General features: G+C 43.2%; 21 protein-coding genes. 13 read left to right on the forward strand and 8 right to left on the reverse strand.

Annotated features, from left to right (window positions below):
- Positions 1-4: 4 nt before the first annotated feature.
- On the forward strand, positions 5-1,303 hold the full coding sequence (locus tag A2W93_02535) for a hypothetical protein (protein ID OFY53547.1): 1,299 nt from the start codon (positions 5-7) through the stop codon (positions 1,301-1,303).
- Positions 1,304-1,348: 45 nt separating this feature from the next.
- Here the strand turns inward: A2W93_02535 and A2W93_02540 are convergent, their stop codons facing one another.
- The 4 genes from A2W93_02540 to A2W93_02555 all read right to left on the reverse strand — a co-directional run bounded on the left by A2W93_02540 (position 1,349) and on the right by A2W93_02555 (position 5,170).
- Positions 1,349-2,212 carry a DNA damage-inducible protein D gene (locus tag A2W93_02540; protein ID OFY53548.1) on the reverse strand — a complete coding sequence of 288 codons (864 nt, stop codon included), beginning with the start codon at positions 2,210-2,212 and terminating at the stop codon, positions 1,349-1,351.
- An 87-nt stretch (positions 2,213-2,299) separates the two neighbouring features.
- Entirely contained in the window at positions 2,300-2,623 is a 324-nt protein-coding gene (locus A2W93_02545) for a hypothetical protein (protein OFY53728.1), read from the reverse strand.
- A 338-nt stretch (positions 2,624-2,961) separates the two neighbouring features.
- Positions 2,962-3,549, reverse strand: coding sequence for an indolepyruvate oxidoreductase (locus tag A2W93_02550; protein ID OFY53549.1), 588 nt, complete (start codon positions 3,547-3,549; stop codon positions 2,962-2,964).
- Between the two features lie 13 nt (positions 3,550-3,562).
- Complete coding sequence (locus A2W93_02555; GenBank protein ID OFY53550.1) at positions 3,563-5,170, reverse strand: indolepyruvate ferredoxin oxidoreductase; 1,608 nt, start codon at positions 5,168-5,170, stop codon at positions 3,563-3,565.
- An 86-nt stretch (positions 5,171-5,256) separates the two neighbouring features.
- Here A2W93_02555 and A2W93_02560 point away from each other — a divergent pair, with 86 nt between their 5' ends.
- The 10 genes from A2W93_02560 to A2W93_02605 all read left to right on the forward strand — a co-directional run bounded on the left by A2W93_02560 (position 5,257) and on the right by A2W93_02605 (position 16,016).
- Entirely contained in the window at positions 5,257-5,847 is a 591-nt protein-coding gene (locus A2W93_02560; GenBank protein ID OFY53551.1) for a hypothetical protein, read from the forward strand.
- A 12-nt stretch (positions 5,848-5,859) separates the two neighbouring features.
- Positions 5,860-6,549, forward strand: a complete 690-nt coding sequence (locus A2W93_02565) for a hypothetical protein (GenBank protein ID OFY53552.1) — start codon at positions 5,860-5,862, stop codon at positions 6,547-6,549.
- 12 nt (positions 6,550-6,561) lie between these two features.
- Entirely contained in the window at positions 6,562-7,821 is a 1,260-nt protein-coding gene (locus A2W93_02570) for a hypothetical protein (protein OFY53553.1), read from the forward strand.
- Between the two features lie 105 nt (positions 7,822-7,926).
- Positions 7,927-8,295 carry a hypothetical protein gene (locus tag A2W93_02575; protein ID OFY53554.1) on the forward strand — a complete coding sequence of 123 codons (369 nt, stop codon included), beginning with the start codon at positions 7,927-7,929 and terminating at the stop codon, positions 8,293-8,295.
- A gap of 101 nt (positions 8,296-8,396) precedes the next feature.
- Entirely contained in the window at positions 8,397-10,358 is a 1,962-nt protein-coding gene (locus A2W93_02580; GenBank protein ID OFY53555.1) for a hypothetical protein, read from the forward strand.
- A gap of 240 nt (positions 10,359-10,598) precedes the next feature.
- On the forward strand, positions 10,599-12,023 hold the full coding sequence (locus A2W93_02585; protein ID OFY53556.1) for a hypothetical protein: 1,425 nt from the start codon (positions 10,599-10,601) through the stop codon (positions 12,021-12,023).
- 58 nt (positions 12,024-12,081) lie between these two features.
- Positions 12,082-13,044: a hypothetical protein gene (locus A2W93_02590; protein ID OFY53557.1), complete on the forward strand. Its 963-nt coding sequence runs from the start codon at positions 12,082-12,084 to the stop codon at positions 13,042-13,044.
- Between the two features lie 11 nt (positions 13,045-13,055).
- The gene (mscL, locus tag A2W93_02595) at positions 13,056-13,460 is read left to right on the forward strand and encodes a large-conductance mechanosensitive channel (GenBank protein OFY53558.1); all 405 of its coding nucleotides are present in this window, start codon (positions 13,056-13,058) and stop codon (positions 13,458-13,460) included.
- A 133-nt stretch (positions 13,461-13,593) separates the two neighbouring features.
- Entirely contained in the window at positions 13,594-14,997 is a 1,404-nt protein-coding gene (locus tag A2W93_02600) for a hypothetical protein (GenBank protein OFY53559.1), read from the forward strand.
- A complete protein-coding gene (locus A2W93_02605) occupies positions 14,997-16,016 on the forward strand; it encodes a hypothetical protein (protein OFY53560.1) in 1,020 nt (339 codons plus the stop codon). Before A2W93_02600 ends, A2W93_02605 begins: the two co-directional genes overlap by 1 nt.
- Before the next feature lie 110 nt (positions 16,017-16,126).
- Here the strand turns inward: A2W93_02605 and A2W93_02610 are convergent, their stop codons facing one another.
- From A2W93_02610 to A2W93_02620, 3 genes are all read right to left on the reverse strand, one after another.
- On the reverse strand, positions 16,127-17,110 hold the full coding sequence (locus A2W93_02610) for a hypothetical protein (protein OFY53561.1): 984 nt from the start codon (positions 17,108-17,110) through the stop codon (positions 16,127-16,129).
- Complete coding sequence (locus tag A2W93_02615) at positions 17,103-17,825, reverse strand: hypothetical protein (protein OFY53562.1); 723 nt, start codon at positions 17,823-17,825, stop codon at positions 17,103-17,105. Before A2W93_02615 ends, A2W93_02610 begins: the two co-directional genes overlap by 8 nt.
- Positions 17,826-18,027: 202 nt before the next feature.
- Entirely contained in the window at positions 18,028-18,411 is a 384-nt protein-coding gene (locus tag A2W93_02620; GenBank protein ID OFY53563.1) for a hypothetical protein, read from the reverse strand.
- A 128-nt stretch (positions 18,412-18,539) separates the two neighbouring features.
- Here A2W93_02620 and A2W93_02625 point away from each other — a divergent pair, with 128 nt between their 5' ends.
- Together A2W93_02625 and A2W93_02630 are read left to right on the forward strand one after the other, a co-directional pair.
- The gene (locus A2W93_02625) at positions 18,540-20,939 is read left to right on the forward strand and encodes a hypothetical protein (protein ID OFY53564.1); all 2,400 of its coding nucleotides are present in this window, start codon (positions 18,540-18,542) and stop codon (positions 20,937-20,939) included.
- Positions 20,940-21,220: 281 nt separating this feature from the next.
- A complete protein-coding gene (locus tag A2W93_02630; GenBank protein ID OFY53565.1) occupies positions 21,221-24,208 on the forward strand; it encodes a hypothetical protein in 2,988 nt (995 codons plus the stop codon).
- Here A2W93_02630 and A2W93_02635 read toward each other — a convergent pair whose 3' ends face one another.
- Positions 24,209-25,234: a hypothetical protein gene (locus tag A2W93_02635; GenBank protein ID OFY53566.1), complete on the reverse strand. Its 1,026-nt coding sequence runs from the start codon at positions 25,232-25,234 to the stop codon at positions 24,209-24,211. It abuts the gene before it with no gap.
- Positions 25,235-25,245 lie beyond the last annotated feature (11 nt).

The following is a 25,245-nucleotide window of genomic DNA, read 5'->3' on the forward strand; positions in this document are numbered from 1 at the left end:
CTTCATGATTCTCCCCTGGTCCGAAATAAAGAATTATCTGTTCCGGGCAACGTTCACTTTTCGTGCGCTGCGATCACGCAATTATGCGATTTATCTTTTTGGAATGCTGTTTTCGGTAATGGGCACCTGGATTCAGATTGTCGCTACCGGCTGGCTGGTTTACCGCCTTACTGGCAGTGCCTATATGCTTGGGATTGTCACTTTTGCAGGACAAATTCCATCCTTATTCATCACACCCTTTGCGGGCGTTTTTGCCGATCGAATGAATCGCAAAAATGTAATCACCGGAACTCAGATTGCCTCCATGATTTTATCGCTGGCGTTGGCGCTGCTGGTGCTTTCTGATGTGGTTGAAATTTGGCAGATAATTATTTTAGCCGTGCTTTCAGGGGTTGTTAATTCCATCGATACGCCCTTTCGACATGCCTTTATCAGGGACATTGTTGATGATTCTTCGCAAATGTCGAACGCCATTGCATTAAATTCAATGTTGTTCAATACAGCGCGCTTTATTGGACCTGTGATTGGCGGTATTTTAATTGTGATGATTGGCGAAGGATGGTGCTTTATGATTAATGCAATAAGCTTTATCGGGGTTATTGCATCATTGTTTTTTATACACACGGCTTTTATTACAAAAGCACAAAATCAGACATCTGTTTTTGAAGATTTATCGGAAGGAATTAAATACTCATTTGGGTTTAAGCCAATAAAATACATGCTTATTCTTATTATTTCTACCGGGTTTTTTGTTTTACCGTTTCAAAGTTTTTTACCGGTCTTTGCCAAAGACATTCTTAATGGAGACAGTAGCTTATATGGGATATTAACCGGCTGTTACGGGGCTGGAGCTTTAATTGGAGCTGTGTTTCTTGCTTCGCGGCGATCTTTGAAATCTTTCCCCGGTTATATTCTTATTGCTGCATTTTTGTTTTCAGGTGGGCTGGCCTTATTTTCATATTCAAGTATTGTTGGTTTAAGTATGGCGCTTTTGATTATTTGTGGCTGGGCAATGATTGCGCAATATGTTTCAGTAAACACTCTTTTGCAAACCATGGCAAAACCTGAAATGGTTGGGCGGGTTATTTCTTTTTACGGAATGTCTTTTATGACGGTAACGCCTTTGGGGGCACTTCTGATTGGCTATCTGGCTGAATTTTATAGCATACAAGCTATATTTTTGGTGTTCGCAACAAGCTCTATGGTGGCTGCAGTTATTTATGCTACCCGGAAGTCTGTTGTTCAAAAAGCATTAATCAGGCAAATGAATGAATCAAATGAGCCAGAAATTCGTGCAAATTAAAAAAAATGCCCATCCAAATGGAAAGGCATTCAACTGTAGCTTTTATTAAACCTTAGTTTTCTTCTTTCTTAATTTTGTGTTTGAAGCATTCGATTTTACTTTTTTTGTCTCGCTGTCAATCCTTCGCTGCACCTTTTTAATGTCTTCGCCGGCAGGCAGATCTTCAGGCTTAACGCCGCGTTTCAGCAGGATTTTTCTGACAGATGTGTTGTTGATGATGTGTTCTTCAGTAATATCGCCACACTCTTCCAGGTCTTTTTCTACAACGTTGTGACTGGTGAGTTCTGTTGCAAAATCTTTTGCTTTGATCAGCAAGGTAGGTAGAAAGTCTGCCATTGGCCTGGAATCAGGCACAAGAAGCTTCTTTTTCATCTCAAGAGTAGCCTTTCCACCAAACAGTGCTTTGTCGCCCTGAGAACGGATATGAGCAAACCCTTTTTCATCTATTCCTTTACTGAAAAGAATTTCGGAAAGTTTCTTTTCCGACTTGGTCAATTTTGCTCTTGCATTAACCCTGGCTACATCTAATAATCGTTGTTCAACCAATTCCTGCTTTCTTGTTTGAACAGCGAAATAGGTTTGTGCGAATGCTATTTCGGGTTTATTGGGATCACCATTCTGCGCCACAACATAGCATGCATAGCGGGTTAGCGCAATATCTGAAAGCTCTCTTACGCTACCAGAGCCAATTACGACCATTTTCCTGACGTCAGGAAAATGGTCTAGCGCTCTCTCACCAACGTTTTCCAGAGATTGCTTAGATTTGTCAATTGTCTTTTGAAAGTTTTCCCATTTAGTATATCCGAGTATTTCCATGAGCTCTCTGGCGCTCCAGCACTCAATATCCTGATATACATAACAGGCATTTTCAAATTTATTAAAGAGTTCCGTGATTTCTTCTTTTTTCATAAAACAGTTTTTTTAAGATAGCCTATGGTTTAAAAAAGCGCCGCTCCCCTTCAGGAAACGGCGCTTAGACCCAATTAAAGAAAGCAATTATGCCGGAATGGCAAATAGTTCTGTTGCTACTGTTTCAAACATATTACGCTTGTTGCCGTCTTTGTCTTCCCAGGTGCGGTAGTTCAGATAACCTTTGATTTTCACTTTATTGCCCCTACGCAACCATGTGAGCGCTTCTTCAGCGGTGTTGTTCCAAACTACAACCGGAAACCAGTTCGTGATTTTCTGTCCTTCCCCTTCTCCGTCGGTGCGGAGGGTGCGATGTGTGGCAAGTTTAAACCTGATTTTCTTTTTCCCGCTTGCAAAATCCTGCACTTCAGGATCGAATCCTACGTAGCCACATAGTTCAACTACATTCATTTCGCGCTGAGCAGCAGTAGATGTTTCTTTTTCATTTTCCTGTACGAGGTCGATGTTTTCGAGTTCTTCGTTCATTTCAATCACTTTTGTTTCATTGTTCTTTTTCATACGTGTTAGTTTTAGTTGTTTAAAAAGTTTTTTTAGTTAGCCGGATTGATTGACTTCCGACGGTGCAAAGTAACGGTGACCTTTTCGGCCGAGTCGGTTAATAAGTACTTACTTTCGACTATAAATGTTTGTAATCGTTTATTGTCGGATATGCGACTGTAAATCAGTATAATAAAAAAGCACGCTCAATGGCGTGCTTTTCGAAAAAAGTGATATTAATTTGATTGAATTTACTTTTTAATGTATTGCTGGGCAAATTCTACGCCTGCATTAAAGGCACTAATATTTGTTGCAACAACTTCTTCGCCTTTACGGCCAAATAAGTTTCTAATAGCATTTTCAAAGTAATTTCTTTCTATCCCGAGAAATGCAAAAGCTGCCCCTAGCACCACCATGTTGGCTGATTTTGGAGCATTCAGTTTCGTAGCAATTTCGTCTGCGTCGATCAGAATGTGATTATTAATTTTCTTAATCTCCGAATATATTTTTTCAAGCTCCGGATAATTTCCAATATTGACAAACGATTTTGAATTTGTAATCAACCATCCGTCTTTGTGAAGATAGGGCAGATAACGAAGTGACTCCATTGGTTCTACCGACAAAATCATGTCGGCCTGACCCATTGGTATCAGATCAGAATGAACCACATCTTCCGATATGCGCAGGTGGCTCTGGACGTCACCACCACGCTGGCTCATACCGTGTACTTCAGCTTGCTTGAGATACCAGCCTTTATCAACTGCAGCGAGCCCGATGGTGGCAGCAATGGAAAGAATTCCCTGTCCGCCGACGCCTGATAATATGATGTCTTTTTTCATGTTCCTTTTTTAATTAGTTTGCTTTATTCTTGAATTTCTCACGCATTCTGCGGTTAAGTGTCTGGATGCATTCGCGGGTAGGAATAATCACAGAAACGCCGTTGTATGCAAGTTCCTCTTTGAAAATCTGCGTGTTTTCCTCGTGATTTTTCTTCAACGGTTTCAGAATGCGAATATGTTCGGGTTCCACTCCAAGCCCAGTCACAATATCCTTCACTCTTCCAAATGCAGCAGAATCCTGACCTCCGGTCATACCAGTCGTTGAGTTATCAAGTAAAACAACGGTGATGGGTGATTTGGCAATAACAGCATCAAGCAAACCTGTCATTCCGCTGTGACAGAATGTCGAATCGCCAATAACGGCAACAGCGGGAACAAGACCTGCATCAGCAGCGCCTTTGGCCATGGTGATTGAGGCACCCATGTCTACACAGCTATTGATGGCTTCAAATGGGGGCAGAGCACCCAGCGTATAGCAACCGATATCGCTGAAAACACGACCCTTTGAATAATCGCGCAAAGCCTCATTCATGGCATTGTAGCTATCGATATGCGGGCAGCCAGTACACATGGAGGGTGGACGGCCGACAATAAGTTCAGGAGATGGAAGTCCGTGAGTATCGGCCATTCCAAAGGCTCGGGCAATGATGTTCGGATTGAGTTCTCCGGTCCGGGGAATGCGTTCGTCAAAACGTCCGGAGACATTAATACCACGGTGTAAAAGGCCGGCAATAAGTTCTTCGATCATCGGGTATCCATCTTCCAGAATCATAATACGTTCAGTATTGTCGGCCAGATTTTCGACGAGGTTCACAGGCAGTGGATACTGACCAATCTTCAACACCGGAAACGGACATCCCTGAGGAAAGTTTTCCATCAGGTAATTATATGCGATACCGCATGCGATCACGCCCATCGATTTATCGGGGCCGTCAATCAACTGATTGAATCCCGAAGTAGCACTTTCATTACGAAACCCGGATTGGTTTGCCAGCAGCATGCTGTAGCGCTTGCGGGCAATGGCGGGCAGCAATACAAATTGACGAAGATCTGAGGGAAGTGACAGCTCGTTTTGCTTGCGGCTTTCAATCCGGGCAACACCGGAACGACTGTGAGCCAGACGTGTTGTGATGCGCATCAGAACCGGAACTTTGAACTTTTCGCTGAGTTCGAAACCATAATGAACCATGTCATATGCTTCCTGCTGGTTTGAGGGCTCAAGAATGGGGACATTGGCAAATTTTCCGTAGACGCGGCTATCCTGCTCGTTTTGTGATGAATGCATGGAAGGGTCGTCAGCCGACACAACGATCATTCCTCCGTTTACACCGGTAATAGCTGAGTTCATAAAAGGGTCAGCTGCTACATTGAGCCCGACATGTTTCATACATACCATGGTCCGTTTACCGGCATATGACATTCCGAGAGCTGCTTCCATGGCGGTCTTTTCGTTAGCACCCCAAGACGCCAGAATTCCTTTCTGCTTTGCTTCTTTACTCGCGCGAACGTATTCTGTGATTTCAGTGGAGGGAGTCCCTGGATAGGCATAAATGCCCGAAATGCCAGAATCGATGGCTCCCGTCGCAATGGCTTCATCGCCTAATAACAATTGTTTTTGCATATTTTGCTTTTCTTTTTATTCTGCAACGAAAATAATTAATTTTTTTCTTTTGGAGACATAAAACAAATTTGAATTATTTTTACATCATGAATTACTTGTTTCATTTGGTTTTAAGTGGTGAAAATCCTGATATTATTATCGGGAATTACATTGCTGATCATATCAGAGGGACAAAAATCGTAAATGAACTACCCAATCCTGTGTTGAAAGGCGTGTTGATGCACAGAGCCATTGATGCCTACAGCGATATGCATCCTGCTGTGCGACACAGTGTGGCTTTGCTTAAACCCTCTCATGCGAAGTATGCACCAGTGGCTGTCGATATTTTGTACGATCATTTTCTGATCAAAAACTGGATTCAGTTTGTGAAGGTTCCTTTGGTCAAGAAAATCAATTCATTTTATGCCTTGCTGGACGAACGAATGGACACATTGCCCCCAAAAAGCCAGAAAGTTTCCAGAAAACTCATGCAGGATAACTGGTTTGGGATGTATGAATCATTTGATGGTTTGAATGATATTTTCATCGGCGTTAACAAAAGAACGCATTTTGAAAATGCACTTCCCGATACAGTTGAATATCTCGTAAAGTATTACAATGAACTCGACAACGATTTTAATGTTTTTGCCCGGGATATATTCGCGTTTGTATCTTTGCACACCAGGTACCGTTTGTAATCAATTCTATCTATGAAAAATATTTTCCTCATTCTGTCTGTTTTTCTGTTTTTTATTGTTTCATGTGGTAACAAACCAGACGAGGCAAAAGTGAATTCCATGCTGGATTCTTTGAAAGAAATTCCGGCAACAGCCCCCTCGGATTCAGATCAGTTTGGCTATAAAACCGGCGTAATTGTTTACACTTCTTCAACAATGGGCATTAACCAGGAAATTACGATGTGGTTTGATGATTTCGGGCGTGTTACACTGAGCGAAATAAAGTCATCCATGCTTGGGCAGCAGATACATCAGTTGAATATTGTAAAGGATTCAATGGTTTATAATATCGATATGATTTCGAAATCAGGCACATGGATGGCTTTGTCCGATGATTCCGCGTCGGCCAGTTACAATTACCGAACATTGACCAATGACGATTTGAAAATGTATAATATTGTATTCGAAGGCAACGAAGATTTCCTTGGTAAAGAATGCAAAATATATAGCCAGAAAGAGATGGTCAATGATCAGGAAATCGACATGAAAGTCTGGATTTGGGAAGGTCTGCCATTGAAGTCAATCTCAACGGTATCCGGAATTAAAGTCTCTATGGAGGCATTAAACTTAAAAGTGAACATTGACATTCCTGCCGGTAAATTTGATGTTCCGGCAGGTGTTACAATAAAAGAAGTGAGCGAATCTGAAAAATATCCTTCCTAATCAGCAATTTTAATGGAAAATCTCATATTCACGCTGATTATCGCTTTTCTTCTTTTTGACAGCATCTTCGACACTTGGCTGTCGGTGCTCAATTCAAGAAACTGGCCTCAAACCGTTCCGGAAAGAATTGCGTCTGTTTTTACACAGGAAAAATTTCTGAAAGCACGTGACTATTCATTTGACCGAAGCCGGCTTTCTCACATTGTTTCATTTTTTCAGCTGGCTTTAATACTTGTAATGCTTTTTTCCGGCGGATTTGCATTGGTTGATAAACTGGCTGCAGATATATGGACTCATCCGATCGGGCAATCCCTCGTGTTTTTTGGCATTCTGCTTTTTGGAGCAGATGTTCTGTCATTGCCTTTTCAATATTATTCCGTTTTCACTATTGAGCAGAAATACGGGTTTAATAAATCGACTCCGGCTATTTTTATTGGAGATAAAGTCAAATCCTGGATCATGTCGGTCATTTTGGGTGGTGGAATTTTCTGGCTGCTGGCTGAAATTTATTACTCAATACCTGATTATTTCTGGCTGCTGGCCTGGGGTGTGCTTACCTTGTTTTCGCTGCTGATGACCATGTTCTACAGCAATATTATTGTGCCGCTATTCAACAAACAAACTCCACTTGAGGCAGGTGAACTCAGAGACGCGATTGAAAATTTTGCGCAGACAAATGGTTTTAACCTTAAAAATATTTACGTCATCAATGGCAGCAAGCGCTCAACAAAATCGAATGCCTATTTCACCGGCATTGGACCGAAGAAACGCATTGTACTTTATGACACCCTCATCGAGAAGCATACGTCAGAAGAGATTGTTGCTGTGCTCGCGCATGAAATTGGTCATTACAAAATGAAACATGTGACAGTCGGTTTCCTGATGAGTGCGGCTCTCAATCTGGGTATGCTCTATCTGCTGAATATTCTGCTCACCCGAACTGAATTTACAGCTGCACTCGACATGGAGCCATCGCTGCACGGATCGTTGCTGGTTTTTGCTTTATTATTCAGTCCGGTTTCGACAATCATTGGTATTGTTTCCAACATCATTTCGCGCCGCCATGAGTTTGCGGCAGATAGCTTTGCATGGGAACACACTCACACAACAGCTTTGGCGGATGCATTAATCAAACTGTCTGTCGATAATCTTAGTAATCCGACGCCGCATCCGTACTATGTTTTCGTGAATTACAGCCATCCGCCTGTGCTGGAACGGTTGAAGGCATTGGATAACTTCTCTGTCACGGATTGCAAATCCGCGCCAGAGTGATGCCGGGGCCGCGCCAAAGTAAGGGACCTTCAATTGTGAATAAAAAAACACATTTGTTGTAATCCGAAAAACGATTTTTACTATTTTTGTTCAAAAGAAATTATAATGGAATTATCAGGAAAAATCATTCAGGTGCTCGAGGTTGCGAGCGGGCAGGGACAGAATGGCACATGGAAGCGCCAGGATTTCATTCTGGAAGTACCGGGACAATACCCGAAAAAAATATGTATCACCATTTTCGGTGACAAAGTGGAGCAGTTCAATGTGAAACAGGGTGAGGAAGTACGGGTTGAAGCAGACATCGAAAGCCGCGAATTCAACGGCCGCTGGTACACCAGTGTTAAGGCCTGGAAAGTTGAAAAAGCTGGTGGCGATATGCAGGACCGCATGCCCGATTATGACGTGGCACAGAACACACCAACTTCAGGTGGAATCGACCTTTCAATCAGCGAAGGCGACGATTTACCTTTCTGAGTTTTCAGTGAATAATGCTTGATTTAATTTATTCTTTATCAAGATCAACTTTTGTGCTGATATCCGTTTGATTTCAGCTTAAATAACTATTTTTGTCCTTAATGAAGCTATCGATCGTCATAGTCAACTACAATGTTGAGCATTTTCTCGAGCAGTGTCTTGCTTCGGTGAGGCAGGCTCTGACTGGAATTGAAAGCGAAGTGTTTGTGGTAGACAATAACAGCGTGGATGGATCGGTGCCAATGGTGAATCGAAAATTTCCCGAGGTTATTTTAATTGACAACAAGGAAAATCTGGGCTTCGCAAAAGCCAATAATCAGGCTATTTGGCAGAGCAGGGGAGAATATGTACTGCTGTTGAATCCTGATACGGTTGTGGAGGAAACGACTTTCACCAAAGTGATTGATTTTATGGATCGCACACCAGATGCGGGCGGGCTGGGTGTGATGATGGTGGATGGCAAAGGACATTTTTTGCCGGAATCGAAGCGTGGATTGCCGACACCGGAAGTTTCATTTTATAAAATTTTCGGTCTGTCAAAACTTTTCCCGCGCTCAAAGCGGTTTGGCAAATACCATCTTTCGTATCTCGATAAACAGAAAATTCACGAAGTTGATGTGCTGAGTGGCGCATTCATGCTGTTGCGTCGCGAAACGCTTGATAAAACCGGCTTGCTCGATGAAACTTTTTTTATGTATGGCGAAGACATCGATCTTTCCTATCGCATTCTGAAAGCCGGTTATAAGAACTACTATTATCCTGAAACCCGGATTATTCACTATAAAGGCGAATCGACCAAAAAGAGCTCGGCCAATTATGTTTTCGTATTTTACAATGCGATGATCATATTCGCGCGCAAACATTATGCGCAGGAAAAGCTACGGATGTTCATTGCTTTAATAAACCTGGCTATTTGGTTCAGAGCCGGATTGGCGCTTATTTCGAGGTTTTTGAAAAAAGTATTTCTACCGTTGATTGATCTCTCTTTTGTAGGTGCAGGCATATTTGTTATCAGCGAACTGTGGCAGCGCAATGTGATTTTCCCAAACGGGGGGCAGTTCCCAGTGAGTTTACTTATTTCCGGAGTAGCAACCTATACGTTCCTTTGGATGCTTTCAGTGTTTTTGAATGGTGGCTATGACAGACCGATACGGCTGGGAAAGATTGCTCAGGGTGTTGTTGTTGGTAGTGGAATTATTCTGATCGGATATTCATTGCTGCCCGAAGCTTACCGGTTTTCACGCGCGATTATTCTTTTGGGTGCCGCATGGACAATGATCTATTTTATTCTGAGCCGCCTTTTCATGAATTGGCTAAAGATAGGAGATATGACCCTTTCGGGACAACAAGCCAAAAGAATTGTCATTGTGGGTGAACAGTCAGAAACAACCAGAGTGAGTTCTATTCTTGAGAAATCGGGGATTGAGATTGCTTATATTCATTATGTGTCTCCTGATGATGTTGGGGCAGGAAGTGCTGAAGGCGCCAGAATCACGCAGCTCGATGAGATTGTGCACATTTACAGAATTAATGAAATAATTTTTTGCGCAAAAAATATTTCATCACAAGACATTATCAGTCTGATGTCTGGTTTTACACAAAAAACAATTGAGTTTAAAATTGCGCCACCGGAGAGTTTATACATTATTGGCAGCAACAATATCAATCATCCGGGCGATTTTTATGTTTACAACATCAATAATATTTCTCGTCCTGAGAATCTGCGCCGGAAGCGGCTTGTGGACATCAATGTCTCGGTTGCGCTATTAATTTTCTCTCCCATTCTAATATTTGTGATTCGCTCACCATTCGGTTTTATTAAAAATCTTGTTTCAGTTCTCGCCGGAGGCCGAAGCTGGGTGGGTTATAATCTATCGATCCCCCTCAGTCACAAGTTCCCGAAAATTAAAAATGGTGTGCTGAATCCAGTTGATTTTGCACGAAAACCAATTGACAATCCGGCAACCATCGACAATCTAAACATTGTTTACGCCCGCGATTACAGGGTTTGGAACGATCTTCAGATTATTGCCCGGGGGATCCGCTTGCTTGGCCGACGGTAGGCGCATAAATAACAGATTCCCTGTTGCGATATATTTATCACTCCGTATTTCAATTGATTACGACAATCTAGACTTTAAGTGCTTAATGTTAAATAAAACATTGATAAAATACTTTTATTTTATTTATTTAACAGTCTAAATAATTGATTCCATACTTAATTCATTGTATCTTTACATTTCAAATTGAAATTAATATTCAGAAACATGAAAAAGTTAACAGGATTATTTTTATTAACCATTTTGTTATTACCTGCTTTAGAAGCACAAACAATCGATAACAAATGGTCTTTGGGACTCTACGGGGGAAAGAATGAGTATAATGGGGACCTTGGAAACGCCTTCGGGGATTTCAACAAAGCTTTTTATGGATTTGGGGCTCTGCAATTAAACCGCTATCTTAGTCCTTCTTTCGATCTCGGATTGAATGCCAGCTTTGGTGATTACGGCTATTACAATCAACCGACCGCAAATTTTCTAGGCAAGAAACTTGACCCGTCGGCATTATTTTCGTACAAATTGAACAATGATGTAATCTTCCCTTCCATGTGGAAGTTTTCTCCTTCAATAATTGCCGGGGTAGGCATTGCGTACTATTCCGGTGAAAGAATCAGCACCAGTGGCGTAGATTTCATCATTCCTCTTGGCGTGGGATTGAAGTATCAAATCAGTCCAAAATTGGCTTTTCAATACATTGGCATTTATCAGTTCACTCATAACGATGATCGTGATTTTCGCGTTGCAGTAAGAAATGATGGCTATGCTAAACATAACATAGGCCTTGTATTCAGCTTTGGTGCGCCATGTGATGGTGACAAAGATGGTGTGAAAGACAAATTTGACAAATGTCTCAATTCGCCTGCCGGCTCAGTCGTTAATACCGAGGGATGCCCTGCCGACAGCGATGGTGATGGCGTGATGGACAATGTTGATGAGTGCCCTGATGTTGCCGGACTTAGCAGTCTTGCCGGATGTCCGGACAGAGACAAAGATGGCATTGCCGATAAAAACGACAATTGTCCTGATGTTGCTGGTATTGTAAAATTTGCTGGTTGCCCGGATTCGGACAATGATGGCATTCAGGATAGCGAAGACAAATGTCCAAGCGTAGCTGGAATCGAAAAATTCCAGGGTTGCCCTGACACCGACAATGACGGCATTCAGGATAGCGAAGACCGTTGCCCGAAAGTTGCTGGTCCAGTTGAAATGAAAGGTTGTCCCGATCGCGATGGCGACAAAGTTGCCGACATTGATGACAAATGTCCGGATGTACCCGGTGTTGTTGCCAACAAAGGTTGTCCTGAAGTGAAGGCTGAAGTAATAAAAATATTTACTCAGGCCCTGACTGGTATTCAGTTTGAAACTGGCAAAGATGTTATCAGACCAACTTCTTTTATAATTTTGAATAATGTTGTGAAGATTATGCAGGAAAACCCGGAATACCTGCTCGAAATCAATGGTCACACCGATAATGTCGGTGACGACGATGCCAACCTCGATCTTTCGAATCGCAGAGCCAATGCCGTTAAGAAATATCTTTCCGACAAAGGTGTTGATGCAGCTCGCATGACAGCTCAGGGTTACGGAGAAGCAAAACCTGTTGAGGATAATGCTACAGCAGCAGGTCGCGCCAAAAACCGTCGCGTTGAATTCAAAGTAAACTTCTAATTATTAAACCATTAAAACGGCTATCTTTGAAATTCGGAGATAGCCGTTTTATTTTAAAATGCTGCTTATGAAAAATCTTTTACTTTTTTCTTTGTTGTTTCTGACCTTGTCTGTGTCAGCGCAGGTAACGGATAAAGAAACAGATTTACGCAAACTAAACAATGACTCAACCGAAGGTTGGAAAAAAGGCGGAATGTTTACCGTTGCGTTCAGTCAGGTGTCGCTCAGCAACTGGGCTGCAGGGGGTGAGAACTCATTCAGCGGAAACTCGCTGGTGAACACTTTTGCTAATTACAAAAAAGCGAAAATTTCGTGGGATAATACACTGGAACTTGGCTATGGCATAATGAAACAAGGCGATCAGGATATGCGCAAAACCGATGATAAAATCGACTTTTCATCCAAGTTTGGACGAAAGCTTACAACCAATAGTTTTGCTGCAGCCTTACTTAATTTCAAAACCCAGTTTATGCCTGGATACAATTATCCAGACGATTCCACGATTATTTCAAACTTTATGGCTCCCGGATATTTGTTGTTTGCCGCAGGATACGATTTCAAGAGAGGCGATTGGCTCAGTTTGTTTATAGCGCCTGTAACCGGCAAAATGACTATCGTTACGGACGAGCTTCTTGCAAATGCCGGTGCATTCGGGGTTGAACCAGCTGTGCTCAATCCGGTTGACAGCTCCATTGCGACACCTGGAAAGAAAATGCGTTCTGAGTTTGGTGGATATTTTAAAGGCGCATTTTCGAAGGACGTTATGAAAAATGTGAAACTGAATACCAAATTGGAATTGTTCACCAATTATCTCCATAATCCGCTGAACATTGATGTTTATTGGGAAACCAATATTGGTATGAAAGTCAATAAATTTATCACCGTAACGATTGGAACCACACTGATTTACGATGATGACATTGATATTGAGATCAGAAATGAGGCGGGTGATGTTATTGGAAAAGGCCCGCGTACTCAGTTTAAAGAAGTTTTCGGACTTGGATTTTCTTATAAATTCTAAATAAACAACCTATGAAAATGTTGAAAGAATTTCGTGATTTCATCAGCAAAGGCAATGTTCTTGACCTGGCTGTAGCAGTAATTATCGGTGCTGCTTTTGGAAAAATTGTCACATCGTTTGTCAATGACATTCTGATGCCACCGATTGGAATACTTATGGGTGGTGTCGATTTCAAAGACCTCTCCGTGGTGCTTCAGGATGCAGTCGGTGAAGTCCCCGCGGTTACTTTGAATTATGGCATGTTTATTCAAAATGTAATTGACTTTTTAATTATTGCGCTTTGTGTCTTCCTGGTTGTGAAGGTTGCCAATAACCTTTCGAAGAAAAAGGAAGAAGCTCCGGCTGCGCCACCTGCTCCAACTAAAGATCAGGAGCTGCTGAGCGAGATCAGAGATTTGCTGAAAGAAAGAAAATAAACCAGATTGAAACCGGATGAAGTCCGGTTTTTTTGTGGAAATGAGCAAAACCCACCCTGTGCTAACCATTTGATAACTGTAGGAAACAGCGCTGTATCGGGCTGATTGTTACTTTTGCGCAAATGTATATTGCATGCAAAAGTTTCTTGCCTTTCTGTTGTTTTTCTCAGCTACTCAAATTGTGTTCGCCAATAATGTTCAGCTTGGCACGCCGGTACTCAATGCTTCCAATGAATTGGTTTTCACCATAAGTTGGGATAATTCGTGGCATACGGCATCAGCTCCGCATAACTGGGATGGCGTTTATTTGTTTGTAAAGTACCGTAATTGTGCTTCGACCAATGCATGGAGTCATGCACAACTGAGCATGTCGGCTTCAGCACATTCCGTTCAGGCTCCGCTGATGATAGACCCATACAAGCTGAGCGATGGGAAAGGTCTCATCGTTCGCCGCTCATCTTCCGGCAGTGGCTCAATCAGCAACGATACGGTAAAACTTAAACTTGTTTCACCAGGGCTTGGCTCAAGCTACGATTTTCAGGTATTTGCTATTGAAATGGTGATGGTTCCGCGTGGCGCATTTTATGTTGGAGATGGGTTGTCATCGTATACTATTACGGATGGGGCAAGCAGCAACCCGTTTTATATTTCCTCTGATGGCGCTATAACCCGCAGTACAACGGCCGGCTGCATATACTGCAATAGCGCTTCAACGACACTTCCAGGAAGCATCGGAGCAACTTTTCCGGTAGGCTATGACAGTATGTATGTTATGAAATATGAATTATCGCAATCACAATATGTATCGTTTTTAAACACGCTTTCGTCCGATCAGGCAACAAACAGAACGCTTCTTGTGAACGCCAGCAGAGTGAATGTTTCGGGAACATGGCCCAATTATACCACTACCTTTCCCCACCGGGCAATGGCCTACCTGAGCTGGCAGGATTTGAGCGCTTATCTTGATTGGGCTGCATTGAGACCAATGACAGAACTTGAGTTTGAAAAAATATGCCGCGGACCGAATTATCCGGTTACGGGTGAATATGCCTGGGGAACCAATACAATCAATGATTGCAATACCGTTAGCAATGACGGAATGGCTACCGAGAAGAACACCTCGTTACCGGCTGCAGGTACCGGAATTGCCAACTTCAACAGCGATTATATTGTTGGACCCATGCGCAGTGGTTTTGCTGCAGGGCCTGCAACAGACAGGTTGCAGTCGGGGGCTTCTTACTACGGAGTCATGGAAATGTCGGGGAATGTTGCTGAGCTGTGCATTAATATTTATGATGCTTCTGGAAGGTCTTTTACCCCAACGAATGGTGACGGCTATCTGACCGGTTCACCCACCCCCGGATATGCTGATGCATCAACGTGGCCGAGTACTGTTACCGGAACTGCTGGAACAACTTTCAGGGGAGGTGGCTCCACCGAAACATATGGCTATTTGCGCGTGTCGGACAGAACTGTTTACATTGATGGTTCTTCGAACGGCAGATTCAATAACAGAGGAGGAAGAGGCATTCGCTGATGCGTTTTTTCAACTTCATATTGCTCTTTGCAATTCCGTTGCTTCAGGCTGTTGCTCAGGACTGTTATTTCGGTGGATCCGGAAGCGGTTGTGGATTGTCATCAGTTGAGTATTGCTCGATAAACACTCCATATACTTCATCAATGACGGGTGATGGGTTTGATGCCAGCAGCATGTATTATTGTGCTGACGGCGCACGATACACATCGAGTGGTACCGGATCCGGTCTGAGTAGTAGCGAAGTATGGTATTGCGATACATTAGGACAATTGATTGTTTTTCATTCGTCGGCCGATTACAGTAGCGGTTTTAGCATGTCTATGGTGGGTTATTGTCAGCCTTTTGGTTTTATTGGTGGATCGTCAGGGCAGGGCATGTCGTCAGTGGATTATTGTACAAACATCACCTTTTTGGGTTCGGATGCCAGCGGGTGGGGTAGTGTCATGGCTGTTTGTCAGGATCCATTGCCAGTTGAACTTCTTTCATTCACTGCGGTGAAATTGGGTGGTTCGGCTTTGTTGCTCTGGCAGACAGCATCTGAAATAAACAATAATTATTTTCGTGTCGAAAAATCAGTAAACGGATTTGATTTCAGTAGTATAGGGATCGTTTTTGGAGCTGGCAATAGCAATCAACTGCGGGAATATTCTTTTGTTGATGGAGCACCCGTTTTCGGATTAAATTATTACAGACTATCGCAAATTGATTTTGATGGTTCTGAAAATCAGAGTTCAGTAGTTGCTCTCGACTTTTTATTGGAAAATGAGTCGGAGGGAATTTCGATATATCCAAATCCTATAAGTTCTGAAAGTGTGATGAATATTGTCTTGCCATTCGATTTTGATGCACTTTTGAATATTTATGACATTAATGGCAGACTGGTTTATTCAGAAAAGGTTTCAGAAGATGATCAGTGTTTCAGGGTATTTGTGGATTCTGATTTATTTCGGCCGGGTGTTTATTTTGTTTCAATAATTTCCGGGAATCAGATTTACTCCGATAAATTCCTTGTTGAATAAAAAGGTCTCAGAGACTCAGATATTTTTCAACAACCGAAAAATGGCATCATGCATTTTTTTTCTGGCTTCAAAAATCAGATCAAAAATCTTAAATCGGATATCTTTTATCTCTATTCATCTTCCGGATTCGGCCGACCTTTCGGCTTTCCGTTTTTCCAAAGATATTCCAGCTCGTCCATTTCTTTCTGATGCTCTTTTGTGACTTCCTTTGTCATAAGTTTGTCCAGATCGGGCTGTCCTGCATTTACCCAGGCAGTATACCAGAATGAGGAGACATAGTAAATAGACATTACGAGTTTTCGGTAAACCATTTTCTGCATTTCCTGTTCCATCAATTTGCAGAAAACAAGACTGAATTGCTTTGATACAACCGTTCCGCGTTCTTCCATCACGTAAATGCTGCTCTGATCATAATTGAGCAACAGTGAATCAAAAATATTCAACACACTGTCCGATTCGTTATGACTCAACTCAACCAGTTCCCAAACTTTGTCCATAGGTTTGCCAATATATTTGGCACGGCCAATGAAGAAGTCGAAATTGCCAGCGATCAGTTCAGGAATGCGGCTTTCCCACAGGGCATGCACCCCTTTCTGATAGGGTTTGCGGCCATCGTAATATTTAGTTGTGTGAAGCGGCACGTTACAATCGCCGATGTAATGACCAAAATTGGCCGAAGCATTGATGATTTTATCTACGTCACCTTCCTTGAAAGCATCGGTTAAGCGATACATCATCCATTCAATATTCCAGGGCAGAATTCCGTGTTCTCTCAATGTGTCCTCGGTATACAGTTCAACTGCTTGTTTCCATTGGCGGGGAACAACATCAAACGGTTTTTCACCGAAACGATCAATGTCGATGTAGTGTTTTTCAGCCTCGCCTTCCACGGCATGGCTTCGCTTATCGGGATCAACTGAATGCTGGATGATATAGTCCATGTGTTTTTTATAGAATCCAACCATTTCGGGTGGCAACATAAATATCGCGTGTTTATTTATCAGCCGGTGACAGAAAAATCCCCATGCATTAGCTCCCAGTGGCAGAAATGAAATGACGATAATAAACAAAAAGGGTCTCAGTATTTTATTCATGCAAAGTGGCATTAATGATTTTGTGACCGTCGAAAATTGGCACTACATCAGTCAGGTCGGGAGTGAAGCAGTATTCAAGTATTGAATCAAGATTGAGTTTTTTCAGTCGTTCGCGGTGCATCGCTTTCTGAATATAAGCAACCGGATTTTGTTTTGCAATGGACCACAAATCAACTGCAGCCTGGGCGGAATCGCAGTTCATCGTCAGGCCCAGCTCCAGAAGTCCAGCCGTTAGTGCTCCGGCAAAAATGGAATCTTCAAGATTAAATTTGTTTTTCCAACCAGCGCATACAATAACAACGTTCTGATTTCGACTGGCAATATATTTTGAAACTGCTGTCAGATTAATGAATGAAGCAATGACAACCGGCTTGCCATTGTTTATTTGCTTGATGGTCTGTGTGCCATTTGTAGTACTATAAACAATACTGCGACCACGTACATGATCTTTTGTAAAGTTATCCGGAGAATTACCGAAGTCGGCAAAATCGAGTTTGACACCGTTTCGCTCGGCAGCAATCAGATATCCTTTGTTTTTATAATCCAGGGCCTCTTCGGTGGTGGCTACCGGAATAATTTCCTTCACCTGATTGTCGAAGGCTGCACAAATAGATGTTGTGGCACGCAAAATATCTACAATGGCCACCGTAAAAGGTGGCTCCGTTTGTATGTGACCGTATAGGGCCGGAGTAAAGCAGATTTCAATACTGTTCATAAAGGGCAGTTACAGAGGTGTAAAAATAATAAATTATTTTAAAGTATGACGCTGAATAGGAAAGCCAGATTGATTCAGAAAAATAAAAGTACAAAATAAATCTACGAAATGCTAAAATTTGTATGTTAAATAGTTTGGAATTGTTATACCAACGCAATTTGTAAGAAAAAGAAAAAATGGCAACACTTTATCCCAACCGCTATTACTCACTCTTTCTATATACCATCCCCTGAAATCCTGCCACCAGCTCTCCGTCTTTATTACGGATGTTAATTGAATAAGTTGCCAGTTTGCTGCTGCACGAAATTTCGCTGGCTTCGGCCGTCAGCAGTCCTTTTCCGGCGGGTTTGAAATATTTTATTTCGGACTGAATGGAAACCGCCACTAGCCCATGTGCATTCGAAGCCGCCGCCAGAGCCAGATCGGCCAGTGTAAACAGCGCACCGCCCTGTGCAATATTCACCGCATTCAGATGCTCGTCGGTAATTTGCATTTGTGTGACCGCATGTCCTTGTGCAGCTTCAATAAGTTCTATACCCAGCAGTTTCGCGAAGCGGTCGTTCTGTATAAAGTCTTTGATGTTCATTCTATTGTTTTACCAGTTCATATGATTATTTCAGCCAGCATGCACAAATGCGACTGGTTGGTTGCTCTGAATGGTCTTTTACAGTGGGTGCTGATCCACATGATTTCAAATGTACACAATTTTTCCACATGCAAAACATAAATCATTTTCATTTTGTACATTGCAACATAATTTTCAATATACTGTCTTATTCCAAAACTGATTGTATGAAAACCGCCATTATTCTTTTCTTCTTTGTTTTTGTGGCCTGGACTGCGAACAGTCAGGAAATGTATCAGCGTGCAAAAGTCAGTGGCAGCAACGATTTTCTGAATACCATCGGATCGCTTGGCATTCCGGTGGAAGGCGAAATAAAGAAAGGTGAATATCTGATCTGCGACTTTTCGCAAATACAAATTCAGAAAATGCGCGATGCCGGTCTTACCGTAGAGGTGATTATTCCTGATGTGCAGCAACATTATACAAAACAGAATCAATCCGACAATCAGCGAAGTGTACGAAATACGGGATGTTTTGAAATTCCGGATTACTCAATACCGTCTCATTTCAACCATGGCTCTATGGGCGGATTTCTGACACTTACAGAATTATATGCCGAGCTCGATGAAATGCGTTCGGTTTTTCCCTCACTGATTTCGGCGCGTCTGATTGTCGATACCATTCACACCATCGGCGGGCGTCAGTTGTATTATGTAAAAATCTCTGACAATCCCGATGTGGATGAAACCGAACCTGAAGTCATGTTTCTGGCGCTGAATCACGCGCGCGAGCCCATGGCCATGCAGCAGGAAATCTTTTTTATGTGGTATTTGCTGGAGAATTATGCGACCAATCCTGAGATCCAGTACCTATTGCAGAACACCGAAATTTATTTTATTCCCTGTGTGAATCCGGATGGATACGAATACAACCGAACGACCAATCCTTCCGGAGGCGGCATGTGGCGCAAGAATCGGAGAAACAACGGCGATGGAAGCTATGGCGTTGATCTCAACAGAAACTACGGTTATCAGTGGGGACTCGATGATATCGGATCATCACCAAACGGATCGGATGAGACGTATCGCGGTGATTCAGCTTTTTCTGAAGCCGAAACCCAGGCTGTGCGCAATTTTACGCTGGCGCACGATATCAAGCTGATTCAGGATTATCACACCTATTCGAATGTCATTCTGTATTCATGGGGATACGAAGATATGCCAACGCCTGATGATCTTTTGTACCGCACGTATTCGTCATACATGGCTTCGGAAAATTCATTTGCCTATGGAACTCCCATGCAATGCATCGGATACAATGCCAATGGTGGCTCGTTCGACTGGTACTACGGCGAGCAGACCGCAAAAGATAAAATCATTGCATGGGGACCTGAGGTAGGGGATCCTGCAGATGGCTTCTGGCCTGCTGCATCGCTGATTGATGATCTCTGCAAATTGTATGTTGCTGAAAATTTATACATGGTCCGTTTCGCCTGCAAATATGCTGAAGTGAAGGATTTATCGGATGTCGCAATTGAGATGTATGATAATATTCCTTTCAGCATTCAACGTCTGGGACTCGATTCGCCTGCAGTTTACACAGTGACGCTGACATCGTTGACTCCAAATGCAACGGTGATAACAACCCCATGGGTGTACAACGACCTGGCGCTGCTCGAAACCAGACTCGATGCTTTTCAGATCGAAACTTCAACCGGTTTATTTCCGGGCATGCCGCTTCCTTTTGAGCTTAGCATTTCAAATGGAATTTACACGGTGCGCGACACACTACAAAAAGTTTTTGGATGGCCAGCCGTGGTCTTTACCGACAGCGCTCAATCCATGGCAAACTGGAGTGGCGGCTGGGCTACAACCAGTTCGGATTTCGTGTCTTCGCCATCTTCTTTTACCGACAGTCCCGGCGGAAGTTACAGCAACTATACTTCGTCAACGATAACGCTGACATTACCCGTAAGTACGATGATGGCTGAGATGGCATGGGTTGAGTTTTATGCCAAATGGGATATCGAAGAAGGCTATGATTATTGTGTGTTTGAAATCTCCACCGACAATGGCAGCACATGGATCCCGCAATGTGGAAAATACACATCACGCGGAAGCGCTGATCAACTGCCGAATGAGCCACTGTATGACGGAACACAGAGCAGCTGGGTGAAAGAATACATCGACCTTTCGGATTACCTGCTCATGAATCTGAAATTCCGTTTCCGCCTGGAGAGCGATAGCTATGAGGAACGTGACGGCTTTTATTTCGATGACTTCACGCTGAATATTATTCAGTCTGTCGGCATGGAAGAAACGGAACTGAATACACTGAAGCTGTATCCGAATCCGGCTACCAATGAGCTTTACGTGAGTAATGTTTCATTAGGAAATTATTTTATTTCTGATGTCTCCGGCAACATTGTTCAACAAGGCGTCTGTGAAAACGGGAAGCTGAATATTTCGAACCTCGCTCAGGGACTGTATTTCATAACGGTCATTGAAAACGAAAAACGAATGCATGCGAAGTTTGTGAAAGCGGAATAAATTCAGTGGTCAATATTCAATAGTCAGTTGCCAGTACAATACCTCACAACTGGCTACTGACTACTATTACATTTTTCTCCCCGTTTTTCATCAGTATTTGACAAAATAGATAAAGCTATTGATTTGTAAGTCAACGTATACAGAAAACAAGTTCGGTCCTCTTTTTTTAATTATTATGAATAGATGAAACGCTTAAAAATGAGGATATATTTCAGCAATCATAATATCCCAATTTGTAAAATGTCGTAACTTGCAAGACTTTACCGAAAAATAAAAATGCCATGCGCATTTCAAAAATATTTTATATCATTCTTTTTGTTCTGATATTTTGTTCAGAGCGCGCTGCAGGCCAGATTCCGACCAAAGTATTTGAAATTACCAGCATTCTGGTAGATGGCTGCGCCGGAAACCTTGAAGGGCAGAATGAAATGGTCATGTTTCAGGTTGGACCCAATCCGGTAAACGTTTCGAATCTCAGGGTGGATGGCGCTATAGGAACGGGCTCCATCACCGCCGGTGTCTGGCCCAACAGTGCCAATTACTGGCGGGGGATTGCTGCATCTCCGGCCAAACCTGTTGAAGTTGCTGCAATCAATAATACGATTGTAAACTGCGGCCGGCTTATAGAGCCAACCGGAGGCATTCTGCCCGCTGGCAAAAAAGTGCTGATGATCACCAGTACTGACTTTGATTATACGGCACACAGCTTTGCATCACTTAGCGACACATTATATGTCATTTTTCAGAATGCCGGAAATACGGCCGGGCATTTTGTCAATTTCGGATCTTCTGCAACCCGGACCATGGTGCTGGTGCATCTTTCCACAGGTATTGCCGATACGATTACCTACGACAGATCTTTGCTTACAATGCAAAACGGATCGCCCGGTGCTCAGGATGGTGGCTCTGTTGCTTTCACCTGGCCAGGCGTTGCATCATATTACAACAACGGTTGTCAGGCTCCCTATATACCACCCAGTGCCGCATGGACCGCTCCGGCAGCCATGTGTCAGAATGCAGGATCTCTAAACCTGAATTCACTTGTAACCGGATCACCCGGTGGCACGTGGAGCGGCACAGGAGTAACCGGAAGCACGTTCAATCCGTCAGGACTTTCAGGGAATATCAGCATTACCTATACAGTTGGCTCTGCGCCTTGTATTTTTGACAGTACGCAGACGATCACTGTAAATGTTTCGCCTACCGTTTCGGTTTCGGCAACTGCATCGAGCATATGTACGGGTGGCAGCAGCACCCTGACTGCGAGCGGAGCAACATCATATGCATGGAGCACAGGTGCTTCAACAACATCAATAACGGTTTTCCCAACCTCTACAACAACCTATACCGTGACGGGTGACAATGGTACAAGCTGCAACGGAACGGCTACAATAACCATTGCGGTAAGTACCAATGCGACCATTGCTGCAACGGCTTCACCTGCTTCGGTCTGTGCCGGCGGCAGTACAACTATCTCCGCCACTGGTGGAACAACCTATTCGTGGAGCCCGTCCGGAACAGGATCTTCGTTTTCAGTTACACCGGCGACAACAACGACCTATTCCGTAACAGGTAGTTCTGGCGCGGGTTGTACGGGAACAGCATCCGTTTTGGTAACTGTAAATTCATATCCAACTGTTTCTGCCAGCGCTTCTCCGGCAACGGTATGTGCCGGGCAGACATCTGCACTTAGTGCATCAGGAGCTTCAACATACGTCTGGAGCAGTGGATCGGCCACTGTCAGTCCGGCCGCGACAACAACTTACACCGTGACCGGCACTTCTGCCGCGGGATGCACAGGTACAGCCAGTGTTACTGTTTCGGTGAATCCTGTCCCTGCAATTTCAGCCAGTGCTTCATCGACATCAATCTGCAGCGGAGCAAGTACAACCATTTCTGCATCAGGTGGAACAACCTATTTATGGAGTCCTTCGGGCAGTGGTTCTTCATTTTCAGCGACACCAGCTTTAACGACTACCTATAATGTAACCGGCACCGATGCACTGGGTTGTTCGGGCACAGCAACAGTTTCTGTTACTGTCAATCCGCTTCCTTCAATAACAGCAACTGCTTCTCCTGCGACTATATGCATTGGGTTCAGTACAACTATTTCTGCCACAGGTTGCTCAAGCTATTCGTGGGATAGCGGCCAGACTATTGACTCCTTTACGGATTCACCAATAACTTCTACGACTTATTCGGTCACCGGTTCCGATGCAAACAACTGCAGCAACACTGCAACGGTTACTGTTACAGTGATTACAGATCTGCCAGTGAGTATTACTCCGTCAACAATAAGTATTTGTGAAGGCGCAAGCACGACTCTCACAGTTTCATCGACCGGAAGCGGCGTTGGTTATTTGTGGGACACAGGCGCGAACACGGATGCTCTTACAGTCAGCCCTGTTGCGATGACAACATACAGTGTAACCGGCACCGACGTTTTGGGATGTTCAGGAACCGCAACTGCAGTGGTGAATGTCAATCCGGCTCCTGTTGCTATGTTTGATGCGGGACCATTAACAGGGTGCAATCCGACTTTGGTCAATTTTACCGATCAGAGTCCCGGAAACATTCAGTCGTGGAGCTGGGATTTCGGCGATGGAACTACATCGGGAGTCCAGAATCCAGACCATACGTATGATGCAGGCACTTTTTCCGTTTCGCTTACAGTGACAGATGCAGTCGGTTGTCAGGCGATTTTGTCAATGAATAACTACATCACAATTTTAGATAATCCGGTTGCATTATTTCGGGCCGATCCGGAGGTTGCATCCGAAAATGATCCGTTCATACAATTCATCAATCAATCTTCAGGTGCATTGGTTTATGCCTGGAATTTTGGAGATGGAGTGGGCGTGTCGCAGGCAGAACATCCGGCTTACACCTATGGCGGTAACGGTCAATATCTGGTTACTTTGTTGGTGGCAAATGCCGCGGGGTGCACGGATTCAACGGCATTAACGGTTTCGATAAGACCAATGTACACGATTTATATTCCCACGGCCATCAGCCCCAACGGCGATGGGATTAATGATGTTTTCAGTCCAAAAGGAACAGGGTGGAATACCGATTCCTATTTCATGGCAATATTCAGCCGATGGGGACAAATGGTTTTCAAAACCACCGACATCAACCATGGCTGGAACGGCTTTATGCCTGACGGAACTAAAGAAGCACCGGAGGATGTCTACACGGTGATTATTCACATCAAAGGATTCGACGGCAATGAGCGGGAGTATATACAGCAGGTGACTGTTATAAAGTAGCTATTGCAAAACTTTCCCCTTCATCTCCTGCAGATATTTTTCATCATACACTGTCCAGAACAAAGGTTTGAAGCCTCTGACAACATTGTATTGCGGATCGACTACAATCACTGAAGGATTAAGAGCCATCACGGTTTTGCGGAAGATAAACGGATTGCTTGAGTACTCCCAGCGTTCCGCAAATTTGATGCGACCGAATTCTTTTGCCGAGATCTTGTGCTCAATAATGGTACGAACCTCTTTATTATTTTCATCATAGTCGGTCAGTGTATCGCTGTAACCTTTCAAAACCCGCATGTCGGCTTCTTCGAGCGGATTGAAAAAGAAATTGTATCCGGTAACTTTTTTGTCAATGACAGAAGCGAGTAACGCATCGAAAAATTCTGTTTTGGCCGGATTTTTCAGATTGCAATAAAAATCAGCCGGTGTTGAATCAAGATATAAAATCATTTCAAGCTGATTGTAAACCAAAGCATCGGTGATAATATTTGTTGAAAGTACGTTTACTTCTTTCAAATCCTTTGCCGTATCGCACTGAATCCAGAATAGTGGTACAGCTTTGTAAACATAACCCAGCGTGTCGGCCAGTTCAATCAACGGTGCAACTGCAAGAACCGTTTTTTCTATTTTGAAATTCTCCGAATTGTAAACCCATTTTTCGCGGAAGCGGAGTTTGTTGATTTTCGCAGTGTTTAATTTGTAATACACCTCCGGATCTGATACCGTAGTGTCGGCATCCGGAAACAGTTCGCGGATGAGCATCAGTACTGATTTTGAATCTGTAGTGGCACCACTGTCGCTGAATGCTTTTCCGTTTTTGAGTTCTTCAAAAAGAAAATGGATAAATTCAACTCTGACATCTTCATTCACATGATTCATAATTGGATCCATTTTGCCGTCATTATTCACCATCACATCATATTCGATGCGATCAGTCAATACTTTCATTTCCGGCTCTCTGTCTCCTTTGCATGAATTCAGTACCACGACTGAAATGACGGATAAAAAAAGGAAAATCTTTTTCATAGGTTGATTTT

This window comes from Bacteroidetes bacterium GWF2_43_63 (genome assembly GCA_001769275.1).
In the GTDB taxonomy this organism is placed as follows: domain Bacteria; phylum Bacteroidota; class Bacteroidia; order Bacteroidales; family DTU049; genus GWF2-43-63.

Coding starts and splice junctions, on each gene's coding strand:
- A2W93_02590 (OFY53557.1), top strand. CDS start 12,082: ATGCTGCTTATGAAAAATCTTTTACTTTTTTCTTTGTTGTTTCTGACC.
- A2W93_02615 (OFY53562.1), bottom strand. CDS start 17,825: ATGAACAGTATTGAAATCTGCTTTACTCCGGCCCTATACGGTCACATA.
- A2W93_02565 (OFY53552.1), top strand. CDS start 5,860: ATGAAAAATATTTTCCTCATTCTGTCTGTTTTTCTGTTTTTTATTGTT.
- A2W93_02550 (OFY53549.1), bottom strand. CDS start 3,549: ATGAAAAAAGACATCATATTATCAGGCGTCGGCGGACAGGGAATTCTT.
- A2W93_02535 (OFY53547.1), top strand. CDS start 5: ATGATTCTCCCCTGGTCCGAAATAAAGAATTATCTGTTCCGGGCAACG.
- A2W93_02545 (OFY53728.1), bottom strand. CDS start 2,623: ATGAATGTAGTTGAACTATGTGGCTACGTAGGATTCGATCCTGAAGTG.
- A2W93_02630 (OFY53565.1), top strand. CDS start 21,221: ATGCGCATTTCAAAAATATTTTATATCATTCTTTTTGTTCTGATATTT.
- A2W93_02580 (OFY53555.1), top strand. CDS start 8,397: ATGAAGCTATCGATCGTCATAGTCAACTACAATGTTGAGCATTTTCTC.
- A2W93_02575 (OFY53554.1), top strand. CDS start 7,927: ATGGAATTATCAGGAAAAATCATTCAGGTGCTCGAGGTTGCGAGCGGG.
- A2W93_02540 (OFY53548.1), bottom strand. CDS start 2,212: ATGAAAAAAGAAGAAATCACGGAACTCTTTAATAAATTTGAAAATGCC.
- A2W93_02560 (OFY53551.1), top strand. CDS start 5,257: ATGAATTACTTGTTTCATTTGGTTTTAAGTGGTGAAAATCCTGATATT.
- A2W93_02625 (OFY53564.1), top strand. CDS start 18,540: ATGCAAAACATAAATCATTTTCATTTTGTACATTGCAACATAATTTTC.
- mscL (OFY53558.1), top strand. CDS start 13,056: ATGAAAATGTTGAAAGAATTTCGTGATTTCATCAGCAAAGGCAATGTT.
- A2W93_02635 (OFY53566.1), bottom strand. CDS start 25,234: ATGAAAAAGATTTTCCTTTTTTTATCCGTCATTTCAGTCGTGGTACTG.
- A2W93_02555 (OFY53550.1), bottom strand. CDS start 5,170: ATGCAAAAACAATTGTTATTAGGCGATGAAGCCATTGCGACGGGAGCC.
- A2W93_02610 (OFY53561.1), bottom strand. CDS start 17,110: ATGAATAAAATACTGAGACCCTTTTTGTTTATTATCGTCATTTCATTT.
- A2W93_02605 (OFY53560.1), top strand. CDS start 14,997: ATGCGTTTTTTCAACTTCATATTGCTCTTTGCAATTCCGTTGCTTCAG.
- A2W93_02620 (OFY53563.1), bottom strand. CDS start 18,411: ATGAACATCAAAGACTTTATACAGAACGACCGCTTCGCGAAACTGCTG.
- A2W93_02600 (OFY53559.1), top strand. CDS start 13,594: ATGCAAAAGTTTCTTGCCTTTCTGTTGTTTTTCTCAGCTACTCAAATT.
- A2W93_02570 (OFY53553.1), top strand. CDS start 6,562: ATGGAAAATCTCATATTCACGCTGATTATCGCTTTTCTTCTTTTTGAC.